Below are 19,636 nucleotides of genomic sequence, written 5' to 3'. Positions count from 1 at the left end.
GTCGGAAACGTGCATGGACTATTTAATGCAACCGGTTGCATGTCAAGCTGTTGCGGCGGTTCTCCCGCCATGCTTTGTTGCCGCCGGATTTCGTGGGCGAAATCTATCGAATCGTGGGGCGACGATGACCGAACGTCGGGACGGAGTGACGATCAGCCAGGTGGCCAAGGCCGCCGGAGTCGCCCGTTCGAGCGTTTCGCGTGCTTTCACCAAGCCCGACATGCTCAGCCCGCAGACGGTGCAGCGCATTCTCCAGGTCGCGGACGAACTGGGCTACGTGCCCAACCATACGGCGCGCGCCCTTTCGACCGGGCGGCACGGCAATGTGGCGCTGATCGTCCCGGACGTCGCCAACCCCTTCTTCCCTCCCCTCATCCGCGCCGCGCAGATGGAGGCCGATCGCTTCGATTTCTGCGTCTTCCTGGGCAATTCCGACGAGAAGGCCAAGCAGGAAGACAAGCTCGTCGGCCGCTTTTCCGGCCAGGTCGAGGGCCTGATCCTCGCCTCCTCGCGCCTTTCGGACGACCATATCCGCGCCCATGCCGCGCTGCGCCCGCTCGTGCTCATCAACCGCGATGTGGAAGGAATCCCCCGCATTCTCATCGACAGCGGCTCGGGCGTCAGCGAGGCCGTCGCGCACCTCGCCGAGCTTGGCCACAAGTCGCTGGTCTACGTCTCGGGCCCCTCCAGTTCCTGGTCCAATGCGCAGCGCCGCTCCGCCGTCCGCAAGTCGGCCACCGCGCTCGGGCTCCAGGTGCAGACGATCGCCGCCACCGTGCCTTCGTTCCAGGCCGGACGCGACGCGGTCCCCGCCATTATCAAGTCCGGCGCCACCGCCGTCGTCGCCTTCGATGACCTCATGGCGCAGGGCATTCTCGCCGGGCTGAGCGAAGCGGGTCTCAAGGTCCCCCAAGCCTTCAGCGTCGTCGGGTGCGACGACGTCCTGGGGGCGGCAACCTATCCGCCGCTGACCACGGTCTCGAACCGTTCGGTCGAGGCCGGCAAGGCTGCCTTCTCCCTCCTTATGGACATGCTCAACAACGGCGCCATCCGCGACGTGCGCTACATGCTGGAAACCCACGTAGTGGTGCGCGAGACCACGGGGCCCGCACCCCGCTAGCGCAGCGTCGCCTTCATCACATAGGCGTTGTAGGGCCCGAACTGGCTCATGACGAAATAGAAGCTGCGGCCGTCCGCCGAGATCCAGGACGGGGTCATGAACGCGCCGTAGATCTGGGCATAGTCCTCGCCGCTCACCAGCTCGATCGCTTCTCCCCACGGATCGCCTCGCCTGCGGTCTGATGCCACTTCGCGAAACAGTGTGACCATAACAAGCAAGAATGCATTTGCAAATCAATTCACAAATCAATTCAGCGACAACGTTAGCATCGTTTGCGCGCCGTTCCCGGGGGTGCTACGAGCTTGCTATGACGACAATCCTCAAAGTTGCCCAGCGAGCAGGCGTGTCGCGGACCACGGTGTCCCACGTGCTCAATCATGCGGACCGCGTTTCCAAGCCGCTGCGCGAGCGCGTCGAGGCGGCGATCGCCGAGCTTGGTTATGTGCCTAACCCCCAGGCCAAGAGCCTTCGCACAGGGCGCACCAATGTCGTCGCCACCCTTATTCCGGACATCCGCAACCCCTTCTACACGCACCTGGTCAAGACCGCGCAGCTGGCGCTCGAGGAAGCGGGGATCGACACCCTCATCCTCAACACCGATGTACCGGGCGGCCATTCCACCGAGCACGTGCGCGACTACCTGCGGCAGATCTCGCATAAGCGGGTCGATGGCGTGATCATCGGCGACTTCGCCCTGCACGGCATGCACGATGCGCTGGCTGATCTGGACATGCCGGCCGCCTTTATCGGCCACCTGCCCAGCAAGGCGGTCGACAGTGTCGAGATCGACGATTTCGGCGGTGGCTACCAGATGGGGGCCTACCTCGCCGCCAAGGGCCACAAGCGCGTCGCGCTCGTCACCGGACCTTCGGCCTTCAAGGAAGCAATGTCGCGCGCGGCCGGCTTCGAGCAGGGACTGCGCGACAACGGCGTGGAAACGCCGGTGGACCTGCGCTTCGAGGGCTCCTACCTACCGCCCTCCGGTCAGGCGGCGGTGGAGTGGGTTCTTGCAAAGCCGGCAGGCGAACGGCCGAGCGCGATCTTCTTTTCCAACTACCTGATGGCCTCGGGTGGGCTCGCAGAGCTCTATGATCGCGGCGTCGCGGTGCCGTCCGACATCGCGGTCGCCGTGTTCGGCGACGATCCGCAGTTCGAATATGTCCGGCCGCGCCTGACGCGGGTCGGCGCTCCGATCTCGACGCTGGCGGAGCGGGCCATTGCCATGCTGCTCGAACGCATCGAGCGCAAGTATGACGGGCCGCCGCGCTCGGAAACCGTGCCCTGCGTCCTCCACGCCCTCGATTCAGCCTGAGCGCGAGCGCAGATAGGCGGCCAGCGCCACGGCCTGGTTGTGGTCCCGGTCATGGGCCCCGTAGAGCAGCGTCACGTGGCCCTGCCGAACCAGGTTCTCGAGGTCGGCCAGCGCGGGATTGCCCGCAAGCTCCTCCGCGTAGCGCCGCTTGAATTCCTCCCATCGCGCCGGGTCGTGGCCGAACCATTTTCGCAACTCGTTCGAGGGCGCCACAACGCGCAGCCAGTGGTCGAGACGGGCATCTTCCTTGCGCAGGCCGCGCGGCCAGAGGCGGTCCACCAGAACGCGCAAGCCGTCGCCGGCTTCGGCCGGATCGTAGACTCGTCTGGTGGTGATGATGCCCGCCAACGCCCCTCCTCACGCGCCCTTCCTGGCCCGATTGGGAGACACATCGTCCATCACCGTCCGTCCGCCATAGAGCGGGGAGAGCCGGCGTTCCTCGGCGATGAAGGCGTCGAGCGAAGGCCCGGTTGCCGTGCCTTCGAGGCGCCGCGCCTGCGCGTCGAGCCGGCGGATCGCCGCCATTTCCTCCTCGTTGCCCAGCCGCGCCTTGCCGACGGCGGATTTGAGCACCTTGATGGTCTCGTCATAGACTTTGAGCGGCACCGGGAACGGATGACCGTCCTTGCCGCCGTGCGCCATCGAGAAGCGTGCGGGATCGGCGAAGCGATGCGGCGCGCCATGGATCACCTCGGCCACCATCGCCAGCGACTTGACCGTGCGCGCACCCACGCCGGGCACCAGCAGCAGCTCGGTGAAATCGCCGGGCGCCGTGTCGGCGGCAGCCGCAAGCGCGCCGTGCAGGCGGCGCAGCATCACGTCCTTGGGCCGCACGTCGTGGTGCTCGGGCATCACCAGGTGCGGCAGCATGGGCTGGGCCGGCGCCTCGGCTTCCACAGGCCGCCCTTCGATGCGCCCGACCTCGGCCACGATACCGTCCGGCCCGAGCGAGCCGAGCATTTCCACCTGCGCCCGCCGCGAAGCCTGCGCGCGGTGATCCGCCAGGTTGACGATGTTGCCCTGCCGCTTGCCGTCGATGGCCGCGTGCGGATCATCGAGAAAGCTCTCGAGCCCCTCGGACAGCCAATGGTAGCGCCGCGCCTGGCGGGCATCGCCCTTCATGCCCTGCTGCACCACCACCCACTTGCCGTCATCGGCAACGATGAACCCGTGGAGGTAAAGGTCGAACCCATCCTGCACGGCGGCGCTGTCGACCTTGGCGACGAGCCGGCTCGACCGGGCCAGTTGCTCGCCATCGAAGCCCTTGCGCTGGCCGATGCGAATGAGTTCGCCCGGCGTTTCGCGCGAGTGCTTGCCACGGCCGCCGCAGACATGCAGGCCCAGTTCGCCCTCGAGCGGGGCGAGGCCGCGCTTGAGCGCCCCGATGACGCTGGTGGTGATGCCCGAGGAATGCCAATCCATCCCCATCACCGCCCCGAAGGACTGGAACCAGAAGGGGTGGGACAGACGCCGCAGGAACTCGTCGCGCCCGTATTCATGGACGATCGCCTGGGTTACCACCGCCCCCAGCCGCGCCATGCGCTGGCTCAGCCAGCGCGGCACGTGCCCGTGGTGCAATGGAAGGTCCGCGCTGCCAGCCCGCTGGGCCATGCCGAAAAGTCCTCGATAGATATCGCCCGAGGTTAGCACAAAAAGAGAACAAAGCTAGTGCAGGAACGAAGCGGGCCCGGCGCCCGTTACGGACAAATGAGGGCGCGCCTTTTCAAGGAGGCAGGAATGACCCCGACCGAAGCCTGGTATCTCACCGGCGTTATCATCGTTTTCGTGCTGCTGTTGTCCTTCATCGGCTGGGGCATGCTCCAGACCCGCGGTCTCGAGCAGAAGCCGATCGACCACCACTTCTAGAAGTGGAGCTGTTCGACTTCCTCGACCACCGCCTCGCCGACCGCGATGCCGACGACGAACACTATCCACAGGCAGAAGGCCAGCAGCCAGGCTCCGATGAGGCCGATGACGATGCCCATGAGCATCGCCAGCCCGTCCTTGTTGAGGATGCCCACGCAGATGATGGCCAGTCCGAGCGACGGGAGCGTGTTCGTGAACGGAATCGGCACCAGCATGAACACGCCCATGAGGAACGCGAAGACGGCGATGAACGGCATCACGGGGCGTGAGGCCATCCAGGTGATGCGCGGTCTCGACAGGCGGGAGATGATGCGGGTGAACCTGGCGAGGAACTCGAGCAGCTTGAGCATGAGCCCGAGCGGCAGCCTGCGGTCGCCGACGAAGGCCCAGAGCCGGATCTGTGCGCCGGCCAGCATCATGACGGCGAAGGCCATGATGGCCAGCCCGATCACGACGCTATAGCCCGGCGGCCCCGGCAGGAGATTGAGCACCGAGAAGATCATGATCGCCAGCACGTGCGACTTGGGCCCGAGCAGTTCGATCAGGCTGTTGCAGGTGATCCGGGCATCGGGTTTTTCGGCCACCGCCTGCAGGCGCGCCAGCACGTCGTAGACGATGGTTTCGAGGGGGGACCCCGCCGGGCCGGGTGCGCCAGGCGCGGCGGCACCGGAGAACGCGGAATGCGTACTCATCGGTCGCGCCCCATTCGGCAACGCGCGGAACGGCTTATCGCGTCGATGGGGTACGGAGGTGGAACCGATGGTCTCCGTGCCCTTTGCTCACCGCCGCGATACTGCACCGAACCGTCCCACTCACGCCTGACCCGCCGACACTACCCCGCTTCCCCCGCGCCGCGATTGGCTCGGCGTCCGTGTTGTTGGCCCGGTGTCTCAATGTGGCGCGGCCTCGGGAAGCCCCAGCCAACCCATCAGTTCCGCCGCTGCCGCGCTGCCGGCGCGGTTGGCGCCGATGGTGGAGGCGGAGGGGCCGTAGCCGACCAGGTGCACGCGCGGATCCTTGAGGACCTGGGTCGCCAGTCGACCGGTCATGGTGATGCCGCCACTGGGTTCGCGCAGCATCAGCGGCGCCAAATGGTCGAGCGAGGAGCGGAAGCCGGTGCACCAGAGGATGACGTCCGCGCGCTGGAAGGCGCCATCGGCCCAGCGTACGCCGTCTTTAGTGATTTCCGCGAACATCGGCAGCCGCTTGAGCACGCCCCTCGCCCGCATGGCCTCGATGGCGGGGGTGTTGCGCAGGCCGGTCACCGAGACCACCGAGTTGGGGGGTAGTCCGTGCCTCACCCTCTCCTCGACCATGGCAACGGCGGCCCGTCCATCCTCTTCGGTGAAGCTGCCGTCCCGGAAGACGGGCTCGCGGCGCGTCACCCAGGTGGTCGAGGTCACCCCCGATATCTCGTTGAGAAGCTGGATAGCCGAAATGCCGGCGCCCACGATTACCACGTGCTGGCCGGCGAACTCGTCGGCGGTGCGGTAATCCCTGGTGTGAAGCTGGCGGCCCCTGAACCGGTCGCGGCCGGGGTAATCCGGGATGAACGGGGTCTCCCAGGTGCCGGTGGCGTTGATGATGCCGCGGGCCGAAAAGTTGCCGCGATCCGTCTCGACCCGCAGCCGGCCGGCGCGCTCGCAGACCGCCACGACCTTGACCGGGCGATACACCCGCAGATCGAAAGCCTGCTCATAGGCGGCGAAATACCTTGGCACCGCCACGGCCGCCTCGACCTGGGTTTCGGCGGTATCGATGGTGTCGGCGAACGAGAGTCCCGGCAGGTCGTGGATGCGGTTGACCGTGCTCAGCGTCAGCGAGGGCCAGCGGAACTGCCAGGCGCCGCCCGCCTGCGGGGACTGGTCGAGAACGATGAAGCCGCGCCCCGGCTCGAGCCCGCGCTTGCGCAGGTGGTAGGCCGAGGAAAGCCCCGCCTGCCCCGCGCCGATGACCACGATCTCGGTCTTGATGGCGATGCCGCTGGCGGGTGCGGGGAGAAGATCGGGGTTCGGGCGCATGGGCCCAAGGTAGTGATGCCCGGTTCCATCCGCCAGTGCGGTGGACGCATCGCAATTGTGCAACCGGAGGCCGTGGCGGGCGGCCTCCGGTTGTGCAGAGGTCGAACAGCTTGCAATCAGGCCAGGGCTTTAGCCTTGAGCTTTTCGAACTCGGCTTGGGTGATCGTGCCCTTGTCGAGCAGCGCCTTGGCGCTGGCGATCTGGTCGGCGGCGTTGGTGCCGGCCACGCGCTTGATGTAGGCGTCCGCCTCCTGGCGTGCTTCGTTGACCTGTTGGTTCTGCCGGTCGGCCATGCCGCCCCCGCGCACGATCAGGTAGACCAGCGCCGTGATGAGCGGGAAGACGATCAGGAAGATGACCCAGATCGCCTTGGCGAGGCCGCCAAGGGAGCGGTCACGGAAGAGATCGATAATGATCTGGAACAGCACCACCAGGTACGCGATGAAGAAGAAGGTGGAGACGATCAGCCACAAATATTCCCAGAAGGACGAGGAAAACGACATCGAGTTAACTCCGTTGCTCAGCCAGTACCCGCATGGTCACCGCAAGCCCTCTGGCGGCGGCCTGCCATTTACCGAGTAGCGTCAGGAGTATAGCGAAGGGGGCGATTGTCGCGATTGGCACGCCGTCTCAGGACTACGCAATGCGTCCAAGAATTTTGCGGGGCGCCTGGGCGCGCTATTCGAAGTCGCCGAACTGGTCCTGCAACTGGGTGAGCCGGTCGACGCGCTCGCTGGCGCTATGGCCGATTTCCACCACGACATTGCTGATCAGCAGGTCCATGACCGCCGTGAGCGCCGCCGCCCCGTCCCAGAGTGGCCCGTGGGCACCGGGCAAGACCAGCGGAATGTCGCTGACTTCGCTGGCCCAGGGGCAGAACTCGTCGGTCATGAAGATCACGGTCACGCCGGCCTTGCGGGCGGCTTCGGCGAGCGGCCGGGCCTTGTAGGCGAAGCGCCGCACGTCGAAAAGGAACAGGCACCGGCCCGGCACCGATCCGTCGAGGATTTCCGCATAGGTGCCGTTCAGCCCATCCGAAAAGGTCACGCGCGAGCGCGAATAGGAGAGCTGGGCCGCAAAGTATTGCGCGATGCCACGCACGTTCTGGTAGGCGGCGACGTAGACCTCGCTGGCGCTGACCAGCGTCTCGACCGCCCTTTGCCACTCGGGGGCGACGGTCAGCTCGTAAATCTGGCCGAGATTGTCCATCTGCTGCTGGATAAGGCCGGCCAGGAGCTTGCCCTCCTTGATGTCGGCCTGCAGCCGTTCCATCTGGCCCTTGACCTGCCAGGCGGGATTGGAACCCGTCCCACCGCGCCGCAGCTCGGCCTTGAGTTCGTCCAGTCCGTCAAAGCCCAGCCGGCGCAGGTAGCGTCCCACCGTCATCGGGCTCACGCCCACGCGCCCCGCGATCGAGCGCGCCGTCTCGAACGGCAGCTCGGCGATGTTGCGTTCCATGTAGTTGGCGATGAGCTTGTCCGAATTGGACTGGCGCAGCTTGTCGCTGCGCAGGCGCTCCAGAATGGCCTTCGACATCCCCTACCCCGCACTGGTCCGGCCCGAGCCTTAAGGCCCGGACCGGTCGGGTCAAGCCTATTCGGCGGTTTTGATCTTGGTCCACGTCCGATCGTAGAGGCGGACGGCCTGGCCGAGGTCCTCGAAGATCTGGAGCCGCTTCATCACGTCCTCGGGCGGATTGATCTCCTGGCTCTGGGCGATCTGGGGCGGCGTCATGGTGCGCGCCGGAACGTTCGCGGTGCCGTTGGTCTGCTGGGCGATATTGAGCGCGACAATCTCGGGCTTGGTGTAGAACTCGAGGAATTTCTTGGCGTTTTCCTTGTTCGGCGACGTCTTGAGGACGCAGATGTCCTCCTGGTACATCGTGGCGCCTTCCTCGGGGATCACGTAGCCCTCGAGCTCGGGATTGGCGAAGACGTCGATCATGGCGCCGACGAAGGCATGGGCCGCGGCCAGTTCGCCCGCCATCACCATGGGGCGGGTGTCGTAGCTGAAGGCTGCGACGTCCGGCTTCATGGCAATCACCGTATCGGCCGCCTGTGCCAGGTCGTTCGGGTCGGTCGTGTTGACGCTCTTGCCGTTGAGGATCAGCCCGACGCTGATGACCTCGCGCATGTCGTCGAGCAGCCCGATCTTGAGGCCCTTTTCCTTGACGGTGGCCAGCAGGTCCTTCCAGCCCGTGATGTCCTTGCCCAGTACCTTCTTGTTGTAGACGATGCCCACCGTGCCCCACGCGTAGGGCAGGCAGTATTCGCCCTTCGGGTCGCTCTTGGCGCGCAGGAAGTTCGGGTCGATGTTCTTGAAGCCCTCGTACTGATTGATGTCGGTCTTCTCGAGCAGGTCGAGCTTGGCCATGATGTCCTGCATCCAGACGGACGGGAACACGATGTCGTAGCCGGTCGCGCCGCCCTGGACCTTGGCCAGCATTTCCTCGTTGGACGAATAGGTGGACAGGTTCACCTTGATGCCGGTTTCGGCCTCGAAGGCCTTGAGGACCTCCGGATTGATGTATTCGCCCCAGTTGAAGACGTTGAGTTCGCCGTCGGCCAGGGCGGCCCCGGCAAAGCTGAGAGCGGCTGCCGTTCCGATCAGCAGGCCGCGCGCCAGGCGCTTGAGAGCGGACGTCCCGGTAGTCGTGCGCGTTGTCATCGCGATTTCCCCTTTTCCCTTGCGTGAAATCACCACCCTTTTTCCCTCAGGGCCGTTGACTTCCCCGCAAGAATGAAATCCAGATATCGCAATGGCACAAGAGTTATTTCGATAACATTTCCGCCGAGGGGGCGAAAAATCGAGATGTCGGACCAGATCGTCACGCTGGAGAACGCGACGCGCAGTTTCCCGGTGCCCGAGGGGCACCGCATCTATGCGCTGCGCGGAATCGATCTCGAGGTCAGCCGCAACGAGTTCCTGACGCTGCTGGGACCATCCGGTTGCGGCAAGACCACCCTGCTCCAGGCCATCTCCGGTTTCATCGACCTCGAAAAGGGGCGCATCCTCATCGATGGCAAGGACGTCACCGACGTGCCGCCGCATCGCAGGCCGGTCAACACGGTGTTCCAGAACTACGCGCTGTTCCCGCATATGAGCGTGGGCGACAATACCGGCTACGCCCTTGAAATCGCCGGGGTTCCGTCGGCAGAACGTCGCAAGCGGGTGGCCGAGGCGCTCGAGATGGTGGGGCTCAAGGGGTTGGAAAACCGGCGGCCACGCCAGTTGTCGGGCGGCCAGCAGCAGCGTGTGGCGCTCGCGCGCGCCATCATCGCCCGCCCCAAGCTGCTCCTGCTCGACGAGCCGCTTTCGGCCCTCGACAAGAACCTGCGCGAAGCCATGCGGATCGAGCTCAAGACGCTCCAGCACGAACTGGGCATCTCCTTCGTCTTCGTCACCCACGACCAGGAGGAGGCGCTGACCATGTCCGATCGCGTGGCCGTGCTCAATGCCGGCCAGATCCAGCAACTGGGGACGCCGCGCGCGGTCTATGACGAGCCGGCCACTACGTTCGTTGCCACGTTCGTGGGCGCCAGCAACCTCTTCGAGGGCAGCCGGGACGGCAACCGTGTGATCACGCAGGATGGCATCGCCATCCAGAGCAACCGCCCGGCAGCGACCAACGCGGCGGTGACCGCGCTCATCCGGCCCGAGCAGTTCTCGCTGGTGGCGGCCAACGACCAGCCCAGCCTCGACATCGATGTCGACCAGGTGGTGTTCGTCGGCTCCTCGTTCGAGCTGCTCGGCCACACTGCTGGCGGCCGCAAGCTCACCGCCTTGGTGCCCGCCAGCGGGCGCCAGCAGGTCGGCGCCATCGAAGCGAGCCGCAAGGCGCGGCTTTACTACGATCCCGCCAGCGTCCACCTCATCGCCACGCCCGAGGCGGCCGAATGAGCGCCCGCTCGCGCCAGAGGCTGGAACTGGGCGTGCTGCTGACGCCGGCGACCCTCTTCCTCATTGCCTTTTTCGTCGTGCCGCTCGTCATCATGATGGTGATGAGCTTTCTCATGCCCGGGCTCTATGGCGGGGCCGAGTGGGAGTTCTACCCGCACAATTTCGGCCGCATCCTCGGGTTCGCCGATCCGATGTTCGAGGAGTTCGATCCGGTCTATCTCGCCATCTTCTGGCGCTCGGTGCGCATCGCGGCGCTGACGGTGCTGTGCACTTTCCTCGTCTGCTATCCCGCCGCGTTCCAGGTGGCGCGCCTGCCCGAGCGGTGGAAGAACTTCTGCCTCTTTCTCATCGCGCTGCCGTTCTTCACCAGCCTGATCGTGCGCCTCTTCGTCTGGGTGCTGCTGCTGCGCCAGACGGGCCTCATCAACGAGGTGCTACTCGATCTCCACCTCATCGATCGCCCGCTCGACATGATCTACACGGACGGCGCCATCATCGTGGGGATGGTCTACATCTACGTGCCGTTCATGTTCCTGCCCATCTATGCAAGCGTGGAAAAGCTCGACTGGGCCCTGGTGCGCGCCTCCCAGGACCTGGGGGCGGGGCCGGTCCGCACGTTCCTGCGCGTCATCTTTCCGCTCACCCTGCCAGGAGTCATCGGCGGCGCGATCATCGTCTTCATCCCGGCGCTGGGCAATTTCGTGGTGCCCGAGGTGCTGGGTGGGGCCAAGGTGCTCATGCTGGGCAATCTCATCGAGCAGCAGTTCCTGGCTGCCCGCAACTGGCCGTTCGGCTCGGCGCTCGCCATGCTGGTGATGGCCGCGATGCTGGTGGCGCTCTTCATCTACGTGCTCACCGAAGGCCGGCGCGGCAGCGATCCGGCGCTTGGACTCTAGGGAGGCGGCCATGCGCATCGCAAGAACCCTCGGCCGCGGCAGCCTCGCCCTCTACACCATCATCTTCTTCGGCTTCATCTACCTGCCGCTGGCGCTGATCGTGGTCTATTCGTTCAACGCCAACCCCATCAACATGATGACCTGGTCGGGCTTCACCACCGACTGGTACCTGCAGGTCCTGGGGTTCAAGACCAAGATCAGCGAGAACGCGCTCTATCTCGAATCCACCGACCAGTTGCTGGCCGCGGTGCGCAACAGCCTGGTCATCGCCGCCTCCACCACGGCAATCGCCACCGTCCTTGGCACGGCCCTCGCCATCGCCATCCACCGCTACTACTTCTTCGGCAAGAGCTTCTACCGGGTGCTGCTGTTCGCGCCCATGCTCATGCCCGATATCGTCCTGGGCATCGCGCTCCTCATCTTCTTCGTGGCCATCGGGGCGCATCTGGGGCTGGTCACCATCATCATCGGCCAGTGCACGTTCCTGATTTCCTACGTCTTCATCGTGGTCTCGGCGCGCCTCGCGGGAATGGACCGCACGCTCGAGAACGCATCGGCGGATCTCGGCGCCAACGAGTGGACGACGTTCCGCAAGGTGGTGCTGCCCCAGTTGATGCCGGGCGTGCTGGGCGGCGCGCTCCTTGCCTTCATCATCTCGATGGACGACCTGGTCATCACCTACTTCATCTCGGGCGTCGACATCACCACGCTGCCCCTCTTCATCTTCGCCATGCTGCGGCGAGGCATAAAGCCCGAGATCAACGCCATTGCCGTCATGATGCTGACCTTCTCGTTCGTGGTCGCCTCGCTCGGCCTCTACTTCCGCTCCCGGCAGAAATGAAAATGCTCAAGACCCAAAAGCCGCGCGCCCGCGATCTCGGCCTGCCCTTCGCCGGAACGCCCGGCCCGCTCAACGCCATCACCGATGTCGCCGGCATCGCCGTCGGCCTGCGCACGCTGCGCGAGGAGGCGCCGCGGCCGGGCCGCACGATGCCCGTTCGCACCGGGGTCACGGCGATCATCCCCCATGCCGCCGATGCGGAGCCGGTGCCCGTCTATGCCGGCCTCCACCGCTTCAATGGCAACGGGGAGATGACAGGCACCCATTGGATCGAGGATGGCGGCTATTTCCTTGGCCCCGTGCTGATCACCAATACCCACGCCGTCGGCATCGCCCATCACGGCGCGGTCAAATGGATGCTGCGGCGCTACGCGGACACCTATTCGCGCGGCGACCACCTCTGGATCATGCCGGTGGTAGCCGAGACCTATGACGGCGCCCTCAACGACATCAACGGCCTGCCGGTGACGGAGGAAGACGTGCTCGCGGCCCTCGATGCCGCCCACACCGGCCCGGTGGCCGAAGGCGTGGTGGGCGGGGGCACCGGCATGATCGCCTATGGCTTCAAGGCCGGCACAGGCACCGCCTCGCGCCGCATAACGCTGGATGGCCGTGACTTCACGGTCGGCGTCCTCGTACAGGCCAATCACGGCCAGCGCCCCTGGCTCACCGTCTGTGGCGTGCCGGTGGGCGAACACATGCGCGATGGCGTCGAGCCCATCCACGAAACCGAGCGCGGCTCGATCATCGTCACCATCGCCACCGACGTGCCGCTGGCCCCGCACCAGCTGCGCCGCCTGGCCCGGCGCGGCGCCATCGGCATCGGACGCAACGGCACGGTCGGGGGCAACAATTCGGGCGACATATTCCTGGCATTCTCGACGGCGAACAAAGGCCCGATGGTGCATCGGGCGCCGGCGATGCTCACCCTCGACATGCTCAATGACGAGCATATCGATGCCGTCTACGGCGCCGCCATCGAGGCGACCGACGAGGCGATCATCAATGCCATGGTGGCGGCCGAACCGGCAGGCGGCGGCCCCTACGACCGCTACCGCGTCGAAGCCATCGACACGGGAGATCTGGTGCGGATCATGGAGCAATATGGCCGGCTGCGGCGGAGCTGACTATTCGCCTTCGCTTCCCGCCTGCGTCCTCCGGCTGCTCGGCCAGCGCCACAACTTTCGCCCGAGGCTCGGCAGGGCCGTGACCAGGTAGACCGCGAGCACCAACACGCAGACAATGAAGGCGATGAGCAAAAGGACGCCGAGGGTGGAGATCGCCCGCTCGGGGTGCAGCCAGTCCAACTCAAGCATCAGGCTCCCGAGCGGGCACGTTCCGCCGTTCGGCAGAGTGGTCTGCACGCAGTTGGACCAGTTGAACAACGCCTGGGACGTCGCCAGCAGGCCGATGCCCGCCAGCAGCGTCCTGATCGTGCTCTCGTACTTCGCGGTCTTCTTGGCTTCGACGTCGCGAATGGTGGACTTTGCGGCCTCGAACACGTTCTCGGCCTTCTCGTGCTTGAGATCGAGCCCGCGGATCTTCTGGAGCGCTTCGAAAACCAGGCGTTCGGTGTCGTAGCGGAAGACGTTATGGGAATGATGCAGCAGGTAGCGCTCCTGCTCCCGAAGGCGGAAGTCCGAAATCTTGTCGAGGGCGGCCGTCCAGTCCTTGTTGGAGATATCGCGCCGCACCGCCCGCACGGTGCCATCCGAACGCCGCTCGAAACCGCGCGCCAGGAACTCGTTGTGCATGGTCAGCACGTGGATCAGGAAGGCATAGGGACAGGTGCCGATATACCTGCGCCCCGACTCCAGGCTGCGCATCGAGCCGACATAGGAGATCAGCGAGTTGGGGTTGGCGAAGCGGGCGAAGAAGCCCTCCTTCATGTCCTCCTCGCGCGACGGATAAACCGGATCGAGGCTGTCGAGGACTTCCGAGGCGTCCTGGTTGAGGAAGTCGATGACGTTCTGGTTGAACCCGGCGAGGAAGAGAAGGCATAGGGCGAGCGAGGAACTGCCCGGCTCGGTAAGGTCGATCCCGGCGAATTTCGGCCCCTCGGTGTCGATGGCACCGGTCCCGTGATTGTCGAGCCAGTCCCACACCCGGTGGTCGAGCATTATCGGCTTCTCGTTCTCCAGTCCGGCGAGGAAGCCCTTGAGATCCCTGTCGAAGAACTCCTCGCGCACCAGTTCGAGCCGGCTGAGCGGCGTCCCGTTGCGCTTGCGCGGCAACAGCAGGTCGCGCAGCCGCCGGTCGGCGAAGTAGAACATCGACCGGGCCGCCGGCATGACCAGCCCCGGCACCGCCACGTAGGGCTCATGCCGCAATACATCGGTCCAGGGGTCGGGGGAAGGTTCGCCCGCGCTGCCGAGCGGCGCGCCCACGAGGCCGTTATAGAGGTCGGCGAAATCCTTCTCGAAAAGGCGCGCCACCTGTTGCCAGAGCGGCCCCTGCTCGCCCGAGCTTCCATCGCTCAGACGCACGGCCCGGAAGGGCAGCAGGCTGGGGGACGCACCAACGATGCCGATTCGGTCGGACGCGAGCGAGCCCAGGGTGAACTCCTTGGGCGCCGCCAGCTTCTGAAGCATGGAGATGAGAAAGAAGTGCTCGGGGCGATGCTCGTAGCGATCGATGGCGAACGAGAGATGATAGGAGATGCTGCAGTCGCTGTGGACATACCAGAGGCGACGTAGGTTTGCGTCGAGACGCGTCCTGGCCTGGTCCGCGAACCGGGCGGCGTAAGTGCGTCCTTCCGTCTCCCAACCGATGTCGCCGTCGAGCAGCAGGGTTACCGGGCGGGCATCGGTCGCCTCGGTACTCTTTGGGGTGGCGGCGATGGCAAGCAGGTAATCCTCGACCACGCCGAGATGCTCACGGTCGGCCACGTCCTCGAACATCGGCTCGATGGCGTTGCGCAACTGCAGGCTCAGGGCATTGTCGACCTCGGTGCCGTAGCTGCGCGAGAGGCGAAGCTGGTTGTCGCGCTGGCGGCGGACGCAGGATTGGGCGTAGGAACTGCCGGCCTCTTCCACCAGGTCACCGCCCAGACGCGCGTGCAGGCGCGGCGTTTGCGAGAGCAAGCGATCGCTTTCGAGGTGGAGGGACAACGTCCAGTAGAGCGAGCCCCCCTGCCCGACGACATTGTGGGGGCTGGCGTCGGCTCGCTCGGCGACTTCCATGCAACCTCCGCGCGGCGGAGTCGCGCGAACGGATCAGCCCGCAGGCTGGTAGGCGCGAGCCGCCTCTATGAGAGAAAGAGGGCGTTCCCGCCAATGGGACCACCGGTCGCTCCGGCCGGCAAGTTCAACCAATAGGGGTTTGGGATCAATCAAATGGATGAACTCGTGCTCGGCGGCGCGCCGCCTGAGCTCCCGCTCCTGGCTGGCGATGATCTCTTCCCCGCGCCCGTCGCGGCCCTTGAGGACCGAGATGGCGAAGAACCGCTCGAGATGCCCGGCCAGGATCGCCGGGTCGAGCCTGGGACCGGGCGGGGAGAGGATGGCATAGACCAGCGTATCGTCCGGTCCCTGATCCTCCGAGAGCCCGGGCTGAATATAGGGAAAATCCACGAGCCAGGCCCCTGCCTTGGCCCAGACCAGCAGCCGGTCGAACTGGTCGATGCCGGCATGCTCGGTATCGGCTCGGTAGGCCTCCGGGTCCATCTTGAGGGGATCGTTCTGCTCGATGAAGATCAGCGGCGCCGCGCCGCGCGCCTGCGGAAACAGGCCACTCACCAGCTCGAAGATTCCGGCGATGATGCGCTTGAGGTAGCCTTTCCCCCGCGCCGCCGTTTCCACATAGACGTAGTTGAGGTTCGAGGTCACCACCGGTCTGCCGTCCAGCCCGGCAAAGAGAACCGCCAGAAGGTTGGCGCCGCCGATGAAGGCGCCGCTCTCGGCGTCGCGGATGGCAATGCACAGTTCGACGAACGGCCCGAACTGGGAAAGCAGCCGCTGGTGCTCGGGGCCGTGGTTGAGGGCCAGGCAATCCCTGAAACCCTCGGTGTCTTCTTTCTCTGAGGGAAGAATGAAGGCGCGATCATAGCCGGTGAAGAACTGCTCGAAGATGGGGCTCTCATAGGCGGTGGTCACCTCGAACCGCAATCCGGTTGCGACGGGGATCGTCCATTCGCGCGCAAACTCGCTCACGCCTGCTTCCTCCATGTGCGCCCGACCATAGCGGAACCCGATCGAGGCGATAAGTGGCTCCATGGGCCCGGCGAACGATCAGGTCCGCGAGCGCCTCCATGCCGCTGGCGCCTCCCCCTCCCGGGAGCGGAAGAACCGCGAAAAGTAGGCGGCGTCCTTGAAGCCGGTCTCGTAGGCGATGTCCTCGACCGTGCGGATGGTGAAGAGGAGCAGTCGCTTGGCTTCCAGCAGTCGGCGCTCGAGGACGACTTCCTTGGGCGACATCCGCAGGATCTGGCGCGAGGCCTTGTCGAGCAGGTGCGGGGTCGTGCCCAGGGTCTGGACATAGCGATCCAGTGGCCAGCTGTCGCGAAACTGCTCGTCGACGAGGCGACGAAATGCCTGGGCGAGAGCCAGGTTCGCGGATTGGGCGATAATAGGCCTGTCGGCGCCAAGACGGGCGATATGCGAGAGCGCGATAGCCACGAGATTCATTAAAATTTTATCGTTTCGGTGGCCCTGCCGGTATTCCTGCGCGATCATCTCAAGAACGCAGGAAAGCCGATCCCAGTCCGTCGATTCCACGGATTTCTCGACGAATTCCGGGGCGTCCAGCGGCAGATTGGTCAGTCCGGCGAGGTCCTTGAGCATGCCGTCGGCCACCGAGACGACGAGGGCGTCGGTGCCGGGTTCGATGGTGAAACCATGGACGACGTTGCTCGGCACGAAACTGACGGTTGGCGCCGAAAAGTCCCAGACCTGGTCTTCGATGCGATAGACGCCGCGACCGCTCGTCCAGAAGGTAATCTGGCCCATCTGAGCGTGCTTGTGCGGAAGCACCTTTCCTAAGTGTATGTTATTCCTTTCTCTTACGGTCTCGACATGTAGGAAGCCGACATCAAGCGCGCGGCTCGGCTCGCCGTAGACGAAGAAATCTGGAATATCGGACTGGCTCATTTCACCGGAAAAAGTACCAGCGATTTTGCCTCTTTGTCCATGCCGTCCCGGGCATCAGACGCCTAATATGAACGCAAAGAGGAGGAATATGAATGCGTTCTGAAGACTTCCGCGCGGACAAGACGCGCCCCTTCACCGGAGCCGAATACCTGGCCAGCCTGCGCGACGATCGCGAGGTCTATATCAACGGCGAGCGGGTCGCCGACGTCACCGCCCACCCGGCGATGCGCAACTCCGCCCGCTCGCTCGCCCGCCTCTACGACGCGCTCCACGACCAGAACAGGCGCGAGACGCTGACCTCGCCGACCGACACGGGGTCGAACGGCTACACGCACAAGTATTTCCGCGTCGCCAAATCCAGCGCCGAACTGGTCGCCCAGCAGGGCGCCATCGCCGAGTGGGCTCGCATGTCCTATGGCTGGATGGGCCGCACCGCCGACTACAAGGCGGCGCTGATGAATACGCTGGGCGCCAACGCCGACTGGTACGGCCCCTTCAAGGAGAATGCCCAGGCCTGGCACAAGCGCGCCCAGGAAGCGGTGCTCTTCATGAACCACGCCATCGTCAACCCGCCCATCGACCGGCACAAGCCCGCCGACCAGGTCAAGGACGTGTTCGTGCACATCACCAAGGAGACCGATGCGGGCATCTACGTGTCGGGCGCCAAGGTGGTGGCGACGTCATCGGCGCTGACGCATTACAATTTCCTGGCGCAGAGCTCGGCCACCGTGACCGAGGATCCCTCGCTTTCGGTAATGTTTATCGTCCCGATGAACGCGCCGGGAATCAAGATGTTCTGTCGCGTTTCCTACGAGGAAACCGCAAATCGCGTGGGGCAGCCCTTCGACTATCCGCTCTCCTCCCGGTTCGACGAGAACGACGCCATCCTCGTGCTCGACAATGCCTTCATCCCCTGGGAAGACGTGCTGGTGCTGCGCGACGCGCCGAAGATCCTGTCGTTCCATCCGGCGTCGGGCTTCATGCACGGCTATTGCTTCCAGGGCTGCACGCGCTTCGCGGTCAAGCTCGATTTCCTGGCCGGGCTGCTTGCCAAGGCGCTGCGCGCCACGGGCGGCGATGCCTTCCGCGGCAACCAGGCGGCGCTCGGCGAGGTCATTGCGCTCCGGCACATGTTCTGGAGCTTCTCGAACGCCATGGCCTACAATCCCCAGCCATGGGCCAACGGCGCGGTGCTGCCCAACCTCGAGGCGGCGCTCTCCTACCGCACCTTCATGTCCGAAGCCTATCCGCGCGTGATCGAGACGATCCGCCGGGTCATCGCCTCCGGGCTCATCTACCTGCCGTCATCGGCGCGAGACTTCGACAACCCGGAGATCAACCGGTACCTGGCCCAGTACGTCCGCGGCTCCAATGACATGGGCCATATCGAGCGCATCAAGATCATGAAGCTGCTCTGGGACGCGACGGGCACCGAATTCGGCGGGCGCCACGCGCTCTACGAGCTCAACTATGCCGGGGCGCCCGAGGAAGTTCGCCTGCAGGTGCTCAAGGGCGCCGAGCGCGGCGGACGGCTCAAGCAGATGGAAGAGCTCGTCGACACCTGCATGAGCGACTACGACGAGAACGGCTGGACCGGCGACACCTGGCTGCCGCCGCTCGCCAACTGACGCGTGGGGAGGGATAGAAAATGCCCGACCTCGTGACCAGAACCGAATTCCGCAATGCCATGGCGCGCGTCTGCGCGCCGGTCAACATCATCACCACGGACGGCGCAGCCGGCCGTGGTGGCTTCACCGCCACCGCCATGTGTTCAGTGTCCGACGAGCCCCCGACCCTGCTCGTCTGCATGAACGGTCGCTCGGCCCAGTGCGACCTTTTCCTCGCCAACCAGCGCTTCTGCGTCAACGTGCTCACGCACGAGCATATGCACCTGGCCGGCAAGTTCGCCGGCGGCACGCAGGACATGACCGAGCGCTATGCGGCGGCCCAATGGCTCTCGATGGCCTCGGGCACGCCGGCGCTCAGCGACGCGATCGTCAACTTCGACTGCGAGATCGAGAGCGTGCAGCGCGTGGGAACGCACAACATCATGATCGGCCGGGTGACCAGCGTGCGCCACCGGCCAGACGGCAACGCCCTGCTCTACATGGACCGCGCCTATGTGCACGTGCCGACCCAGCTCGGCAGCTTCGGCGGCTAGGGCAGCGCTACGAGCACTGCGCCGCCAGCGATGAGGGCGATGCCGACCCAGTTGAGCGCCGAATAGCGCTCGCCCAGGAACGCGAAAGCGAAGACCGCGACGAGGACGACGCTCAGCTTGTCGATGGGCGCAACCTGCCCGGCCGGGCCGATCTTGAGGGCGCGGAAATAGCAGATCCAGGATGCGGCGGTCGCCAGGCCCGAGAGCAGCAGGAACAGCCAGGTCTTCGGCGACACCGTGCTCGGCGACTGCCAGTGGCCGGTGGCGTAGACCATGCCGCCGGCAGCAAAGAGGATGACGATGGTGCGGATGAAGGTGGCGAAGTCGGAATTGACGTTCTCGATGCCCACCTTGGCGAAGATGGCCGTCAGCGCCGCAAACGTCGCCGAGAGCAGTGCCCAGACAAGCCAGGATTCCCCGGTACCCGCCATC

Annotated in this window: 21 protein-coding genes; 9 read left to right on the top strand and 12 right to left on the bottom strand. The window is 65.2% G+C overall.

The features are described 5' to 3' along the window. Window positions 1–124: 124 nt before the first annotated feature. Window positions 125–1,120 carry a LacI family DNA-binding transcriptional regulator gene (locus tag FNA67_RS07605; protein WP_049704621.1) on the top strand — a complete coding sequence of 332 codons (996 nt, stop codon included), beginning with the start codon at window positions 125–127 and terminating at the stop codon, window positions 1,118–1,120. Here FNA67_RS07605 and FNA67_RS07600 read toward each other — a convergent pair. Further along, window positions 1,117–1,329: a DUF4185 domain-containing protein gene (locus FNA67_RS07600; protein WP_147655594.1), complete on the bottom strand. Its 213-nt coding sequence runs from the start codon at window positions 1,327–1,329 to the stop codon at window positions 1,117–1,119. The two genes, FNA67_RS07605 and FNA67_RS07600, sit on opposite strands and share 4 nt — an antisense overlap. A gap of 98 nt (window positions 1,330–1,427) precedes the next feature. Here FNA67_RS07600 and FNA67_RS07595 point away from each other — a divergent pair, with 98 nt between their 5' ends. Continuing rightward, window positions 1,428–2,432, top strand: a complete 1,005-nt coding sequence (locus FNA67_RS07595; protein ID WP_147655593.1) for a LacI family DNA-binding transcriptional regulator — start codon at window positions 1,428–1,430, stop codon at window positions 2,430–2,432. Here the strand turns inward: FNA67_RS07595 and FNA67_RS07590 are convergent. Then, window positions 2,424–2,780, bottom strand: coding sequence for a DUF488 domain-containing protein (locus FNA67_RS07590; RefSeq protein ID WP_147655592.1), 357 nt, complete (start codon window positions 2,778–2,780; stop codon window positions 2,424–2,426). The two genes, FNA67_RS07595 and FNA67_RS07590, sit on opposite strands and share 9 nt — an antisense overlap. 9 nt (window positions 2,781–2,789) lie before the next feature. After that, window positions 2,790–4,043, bottom strand: a complete 1,254-nt coding sequence (locus FNA67_RS07585) for a DUF763 domain-containing protein (RefSeq protein ID WP_147655591.1) — start codon at window positions 4,041–4,043, stop codon at window positions 2,790–2,792. Window positions 4,044–4,169: 126 nt separating this feature from the next. Between FNA67_RS07585 and FNA67_RS22385 the strand changes: the two genes are divergently transcribed. Then, window positions 4,170–4,298, top strand: a complete 129-nt coding sequence (locus tag FNA67_RS22385; RefSeq protein WP_280176982.1) for a hypothetical protein — start codon at window positions 4,170–4,172, stop codon at window positions 4,296–4,298. Here the strand turns inward: FNA67_RS22385 and FNA67_RS07580 are convergent. The 5 genes from FNA67_RS07580 to FNA67_RS07560 all read right to left on the bottom strand — a co-directional run bounded on the left by FNA67_RS07580 (window position 4,295) and on the right by FNA67_RS07560 (window position 8,986). After that, window positions 4,295–4,990, bottom strand: coding sequence for an exopolysaccharide biosynthesis protein (locus FNA67_RS07580; protein WP_049704617.1), 696 nt, complete (start codon window positions 4,988–4,990; stop codon window positions 4,295–4,297). The two genes, FNA67_RS22385 and FNA67_RS07580, sit on opposite strands and share 4 nt — an antisense overlap. A gap of 198 nt (window positions 4,991–5,188) precedes the next feature. Then, window positions 5,189–6,319 (bottom strand): NAD(P)-binding domain-containing protein, encoded by a 1,131-nt coding sequence (locus tag FNA67_RS07575; protein ID WP_147655590.1) that lies wholly within the window; start codon window positions 6,317–6,319, stop codon window positions 5,189–5,191. A 116-nt stretch (window positions 6,320–6,435) separates the two neighbouring features. Further along, window positions 6,436–6,822, bottom strand: a complete 387-nt coding sequence (locus FNA67_RS07570) for an SHOCT domain-containing protein (protein ID WP_049704615.1) — start codon at window positions 6,820–6,822, stop codon at window positions 6,436–6,438. Between the two features lie 175 nt (window positions 6,823–6,997). Next, window positions 6,998–7,855 carry a MurR/RpiR family transcriptional regulator gene (locus tag FNA67_RS07565; protein WP_147655589.1) on the bottom strand — a complete coding sequence of 286 codons (858 nt, stop codon included), beginning with the start codon at window positions 7,853–7,855 and terminating at the stop codon, window positions 6,998–7,000. Between the two features lie 57 nt (window positions 7,856–7,912). Next, window positions 7,913–8,986 carry a polyamine ABC transporter substrate-binding protein gene (locus FNA67_RS07560; protein ID WP_049704613.1) on the bottom strand — a complete coding sequence of 358 codons (1,074 nt, stop codon included), beginning with the start codon at window positions 8,984–8,986 and terminating at the stop codon, window positions 7,913–7,915. Window positions 8,987–9,130: 144 nt separating this feature from the next. Here FNA67_RS07560 and FNA67_RS07555 point away from each other — a divergent pair, with 144 nt between their 5' ends. Genes FNA67_RS07555 through FNA67_RS07540 form a run of 4 tightly spaced genes read left to right on the top strand, consistent with a single transcriptional unit; the run spans window position 9,131 to window position 13,083 of the window. Continuing rightward, complete coding sequence (locus FNA67_RS07555) at window positions 9,131–10,219, top strand: ABC transporter ATP-binding protein (protein WP_147655588.1); 1,089 nt, start codon at window positions 9,131–9,133, stop codon at window positions 10,217–10,219. Beyond that, complete coding sequence (locus tag FNA67_RS07550; RefSeq protein ID WP_049704611.1) at window positions 10,216–11,115, top strand: ABC transporter permease; 900 nt, start codon at window positions 10,216–10,218, stop codon at window positions 11,113–11,115. The genes FNA67_RS07555 and FNA67_RS07550 overlap by 4 nt, the downstream gene beginning before the upstream one ends. 10 nt (window positions 11,116–11,125) lie before the next feature. After that, entirely contained in the window at window positions 11,126–11,956 is an 831-nt protein-coding gene (locus tag FNA67_RS07545; protein ID WP_147655587.1) for an ABC transporter permease, read from the top strand. A gap of 2 nt (window positions 11,957–11,958) precedes the next feature. Next, entirely contained in the window at window positions 11,959–13,083 is a 1,125-nt protein-coding gene (locus FNA67_RS07540; RefSeq protein WP_244616522.1) for a DmpA family aminopeptidase, read from the top strand. Here FNA67_RS07540 and FNA67_RS07535 read toward each other — a convergent pair whose 3' ends face one another. The 3 genes from FNA67_RS07535 to FNA67_RS07525 all read right to left on the bottom strand — a co-directional run bounded on the left by FNA67_RS07535 (window position 13,084) and on the right by FNA67_RS07525 (window position 16,902). After that, window positions 13,084–15,138 (bottom strand): hypothetical protein, encoded by a 2,055-nt coding sequence (locus FNA67_RS07535; protein WP_147655585.1) that lies wholly within the window; start codon window positions 15,136–15,138, stop codon window positions 13,084–13,086. Between the two features lie 33 nt (window positions 15,139–15,171). After that, window positions 15,172–16,107: a hypothetical protein gene (locus tag FNA67_RS07530; RefSeq protein WP_147655584.1), complete on the bottom strand. Its 936-nt coding sequence runs from the start codon at window positions 16,105–16,107 to the stop codon at window positions 15,172–15,174. A 78-nt stretch (window positions 16,108–16,185) separates the two neighbouring features. Beyond that, the gene (locus FNA67_RS07525; protein ID WP_308499092.1) at window positions 16,186–16,902 is read right to left on the bottom strand and encodes a helix-turn-helix domain-containing protein; all 717 of its coding nucleotides are present in this window, start codon (window positions 16,900–16,902) and stop codon (window positions 16,186–16,188) included. Between the two features lie 233 nt (window positions 16,903–17,135). Between FNA67_RS07525 and FNA67_RS07520 the strand changes: the two genes are divergently transcribed. Further along, window positions 17,136–18,671: a 4-hydroxyphenylacetate 3-hydroxylase N-terminal domain-containing protein gene (locus FNA67_RS07520; RefSeq protein ID WP_147655582.1), complete on the top strand. Its 1,536-nt coding sequence runs from the start codon at window positions 17,136–17,138 to the stop codon at window positions 18,669–18,671. Between the two features lie 20 nt (window positions 18,672–18,691). Then, on the top strand, window positions 18,692–19,204 hold the full coding sequence (locus tag FNA67_RS07515) for a flavin reductase (RefSeq protein WP_049704605.1): 513 nt from the start codon (window positions 18,692–18,694) through the stop codon (window positions 19,202–19,204). Here FNA67_RS07515 and FNA67_RS07510 read toward each other — a convergent pair. Next, complete coding sequence (locus FNA67_RS07510) at window positions 19,201–19,635, bottom strand: EamA family transporter (protein WP_147655581.1); 435 nt, start codon at window positions 19,633–19,635, stop codon at window positions 19,201–19,203. The two genes, FNA67_RS07515 and FNA67_RS07510, sit on opposite strands and share 4 nt — an antisense overlap. Window position 19,636 lies beyond the last annotated feature (1 nt).

The organism is Youhaiella tibetensis (assembly GCF_008000755.1).
In the GTDB taxonomy this organism is placed as follows: domain Bacteria; phylum Pseudomonadota; class Alphaproteobacteria; order Rhizobiales; family Devosiaceae; genus Paradevosia; species Paradevosia tibetensis.
This window is presented reverse-complemented; position numbering and strand designations above follow the sequence as displayed.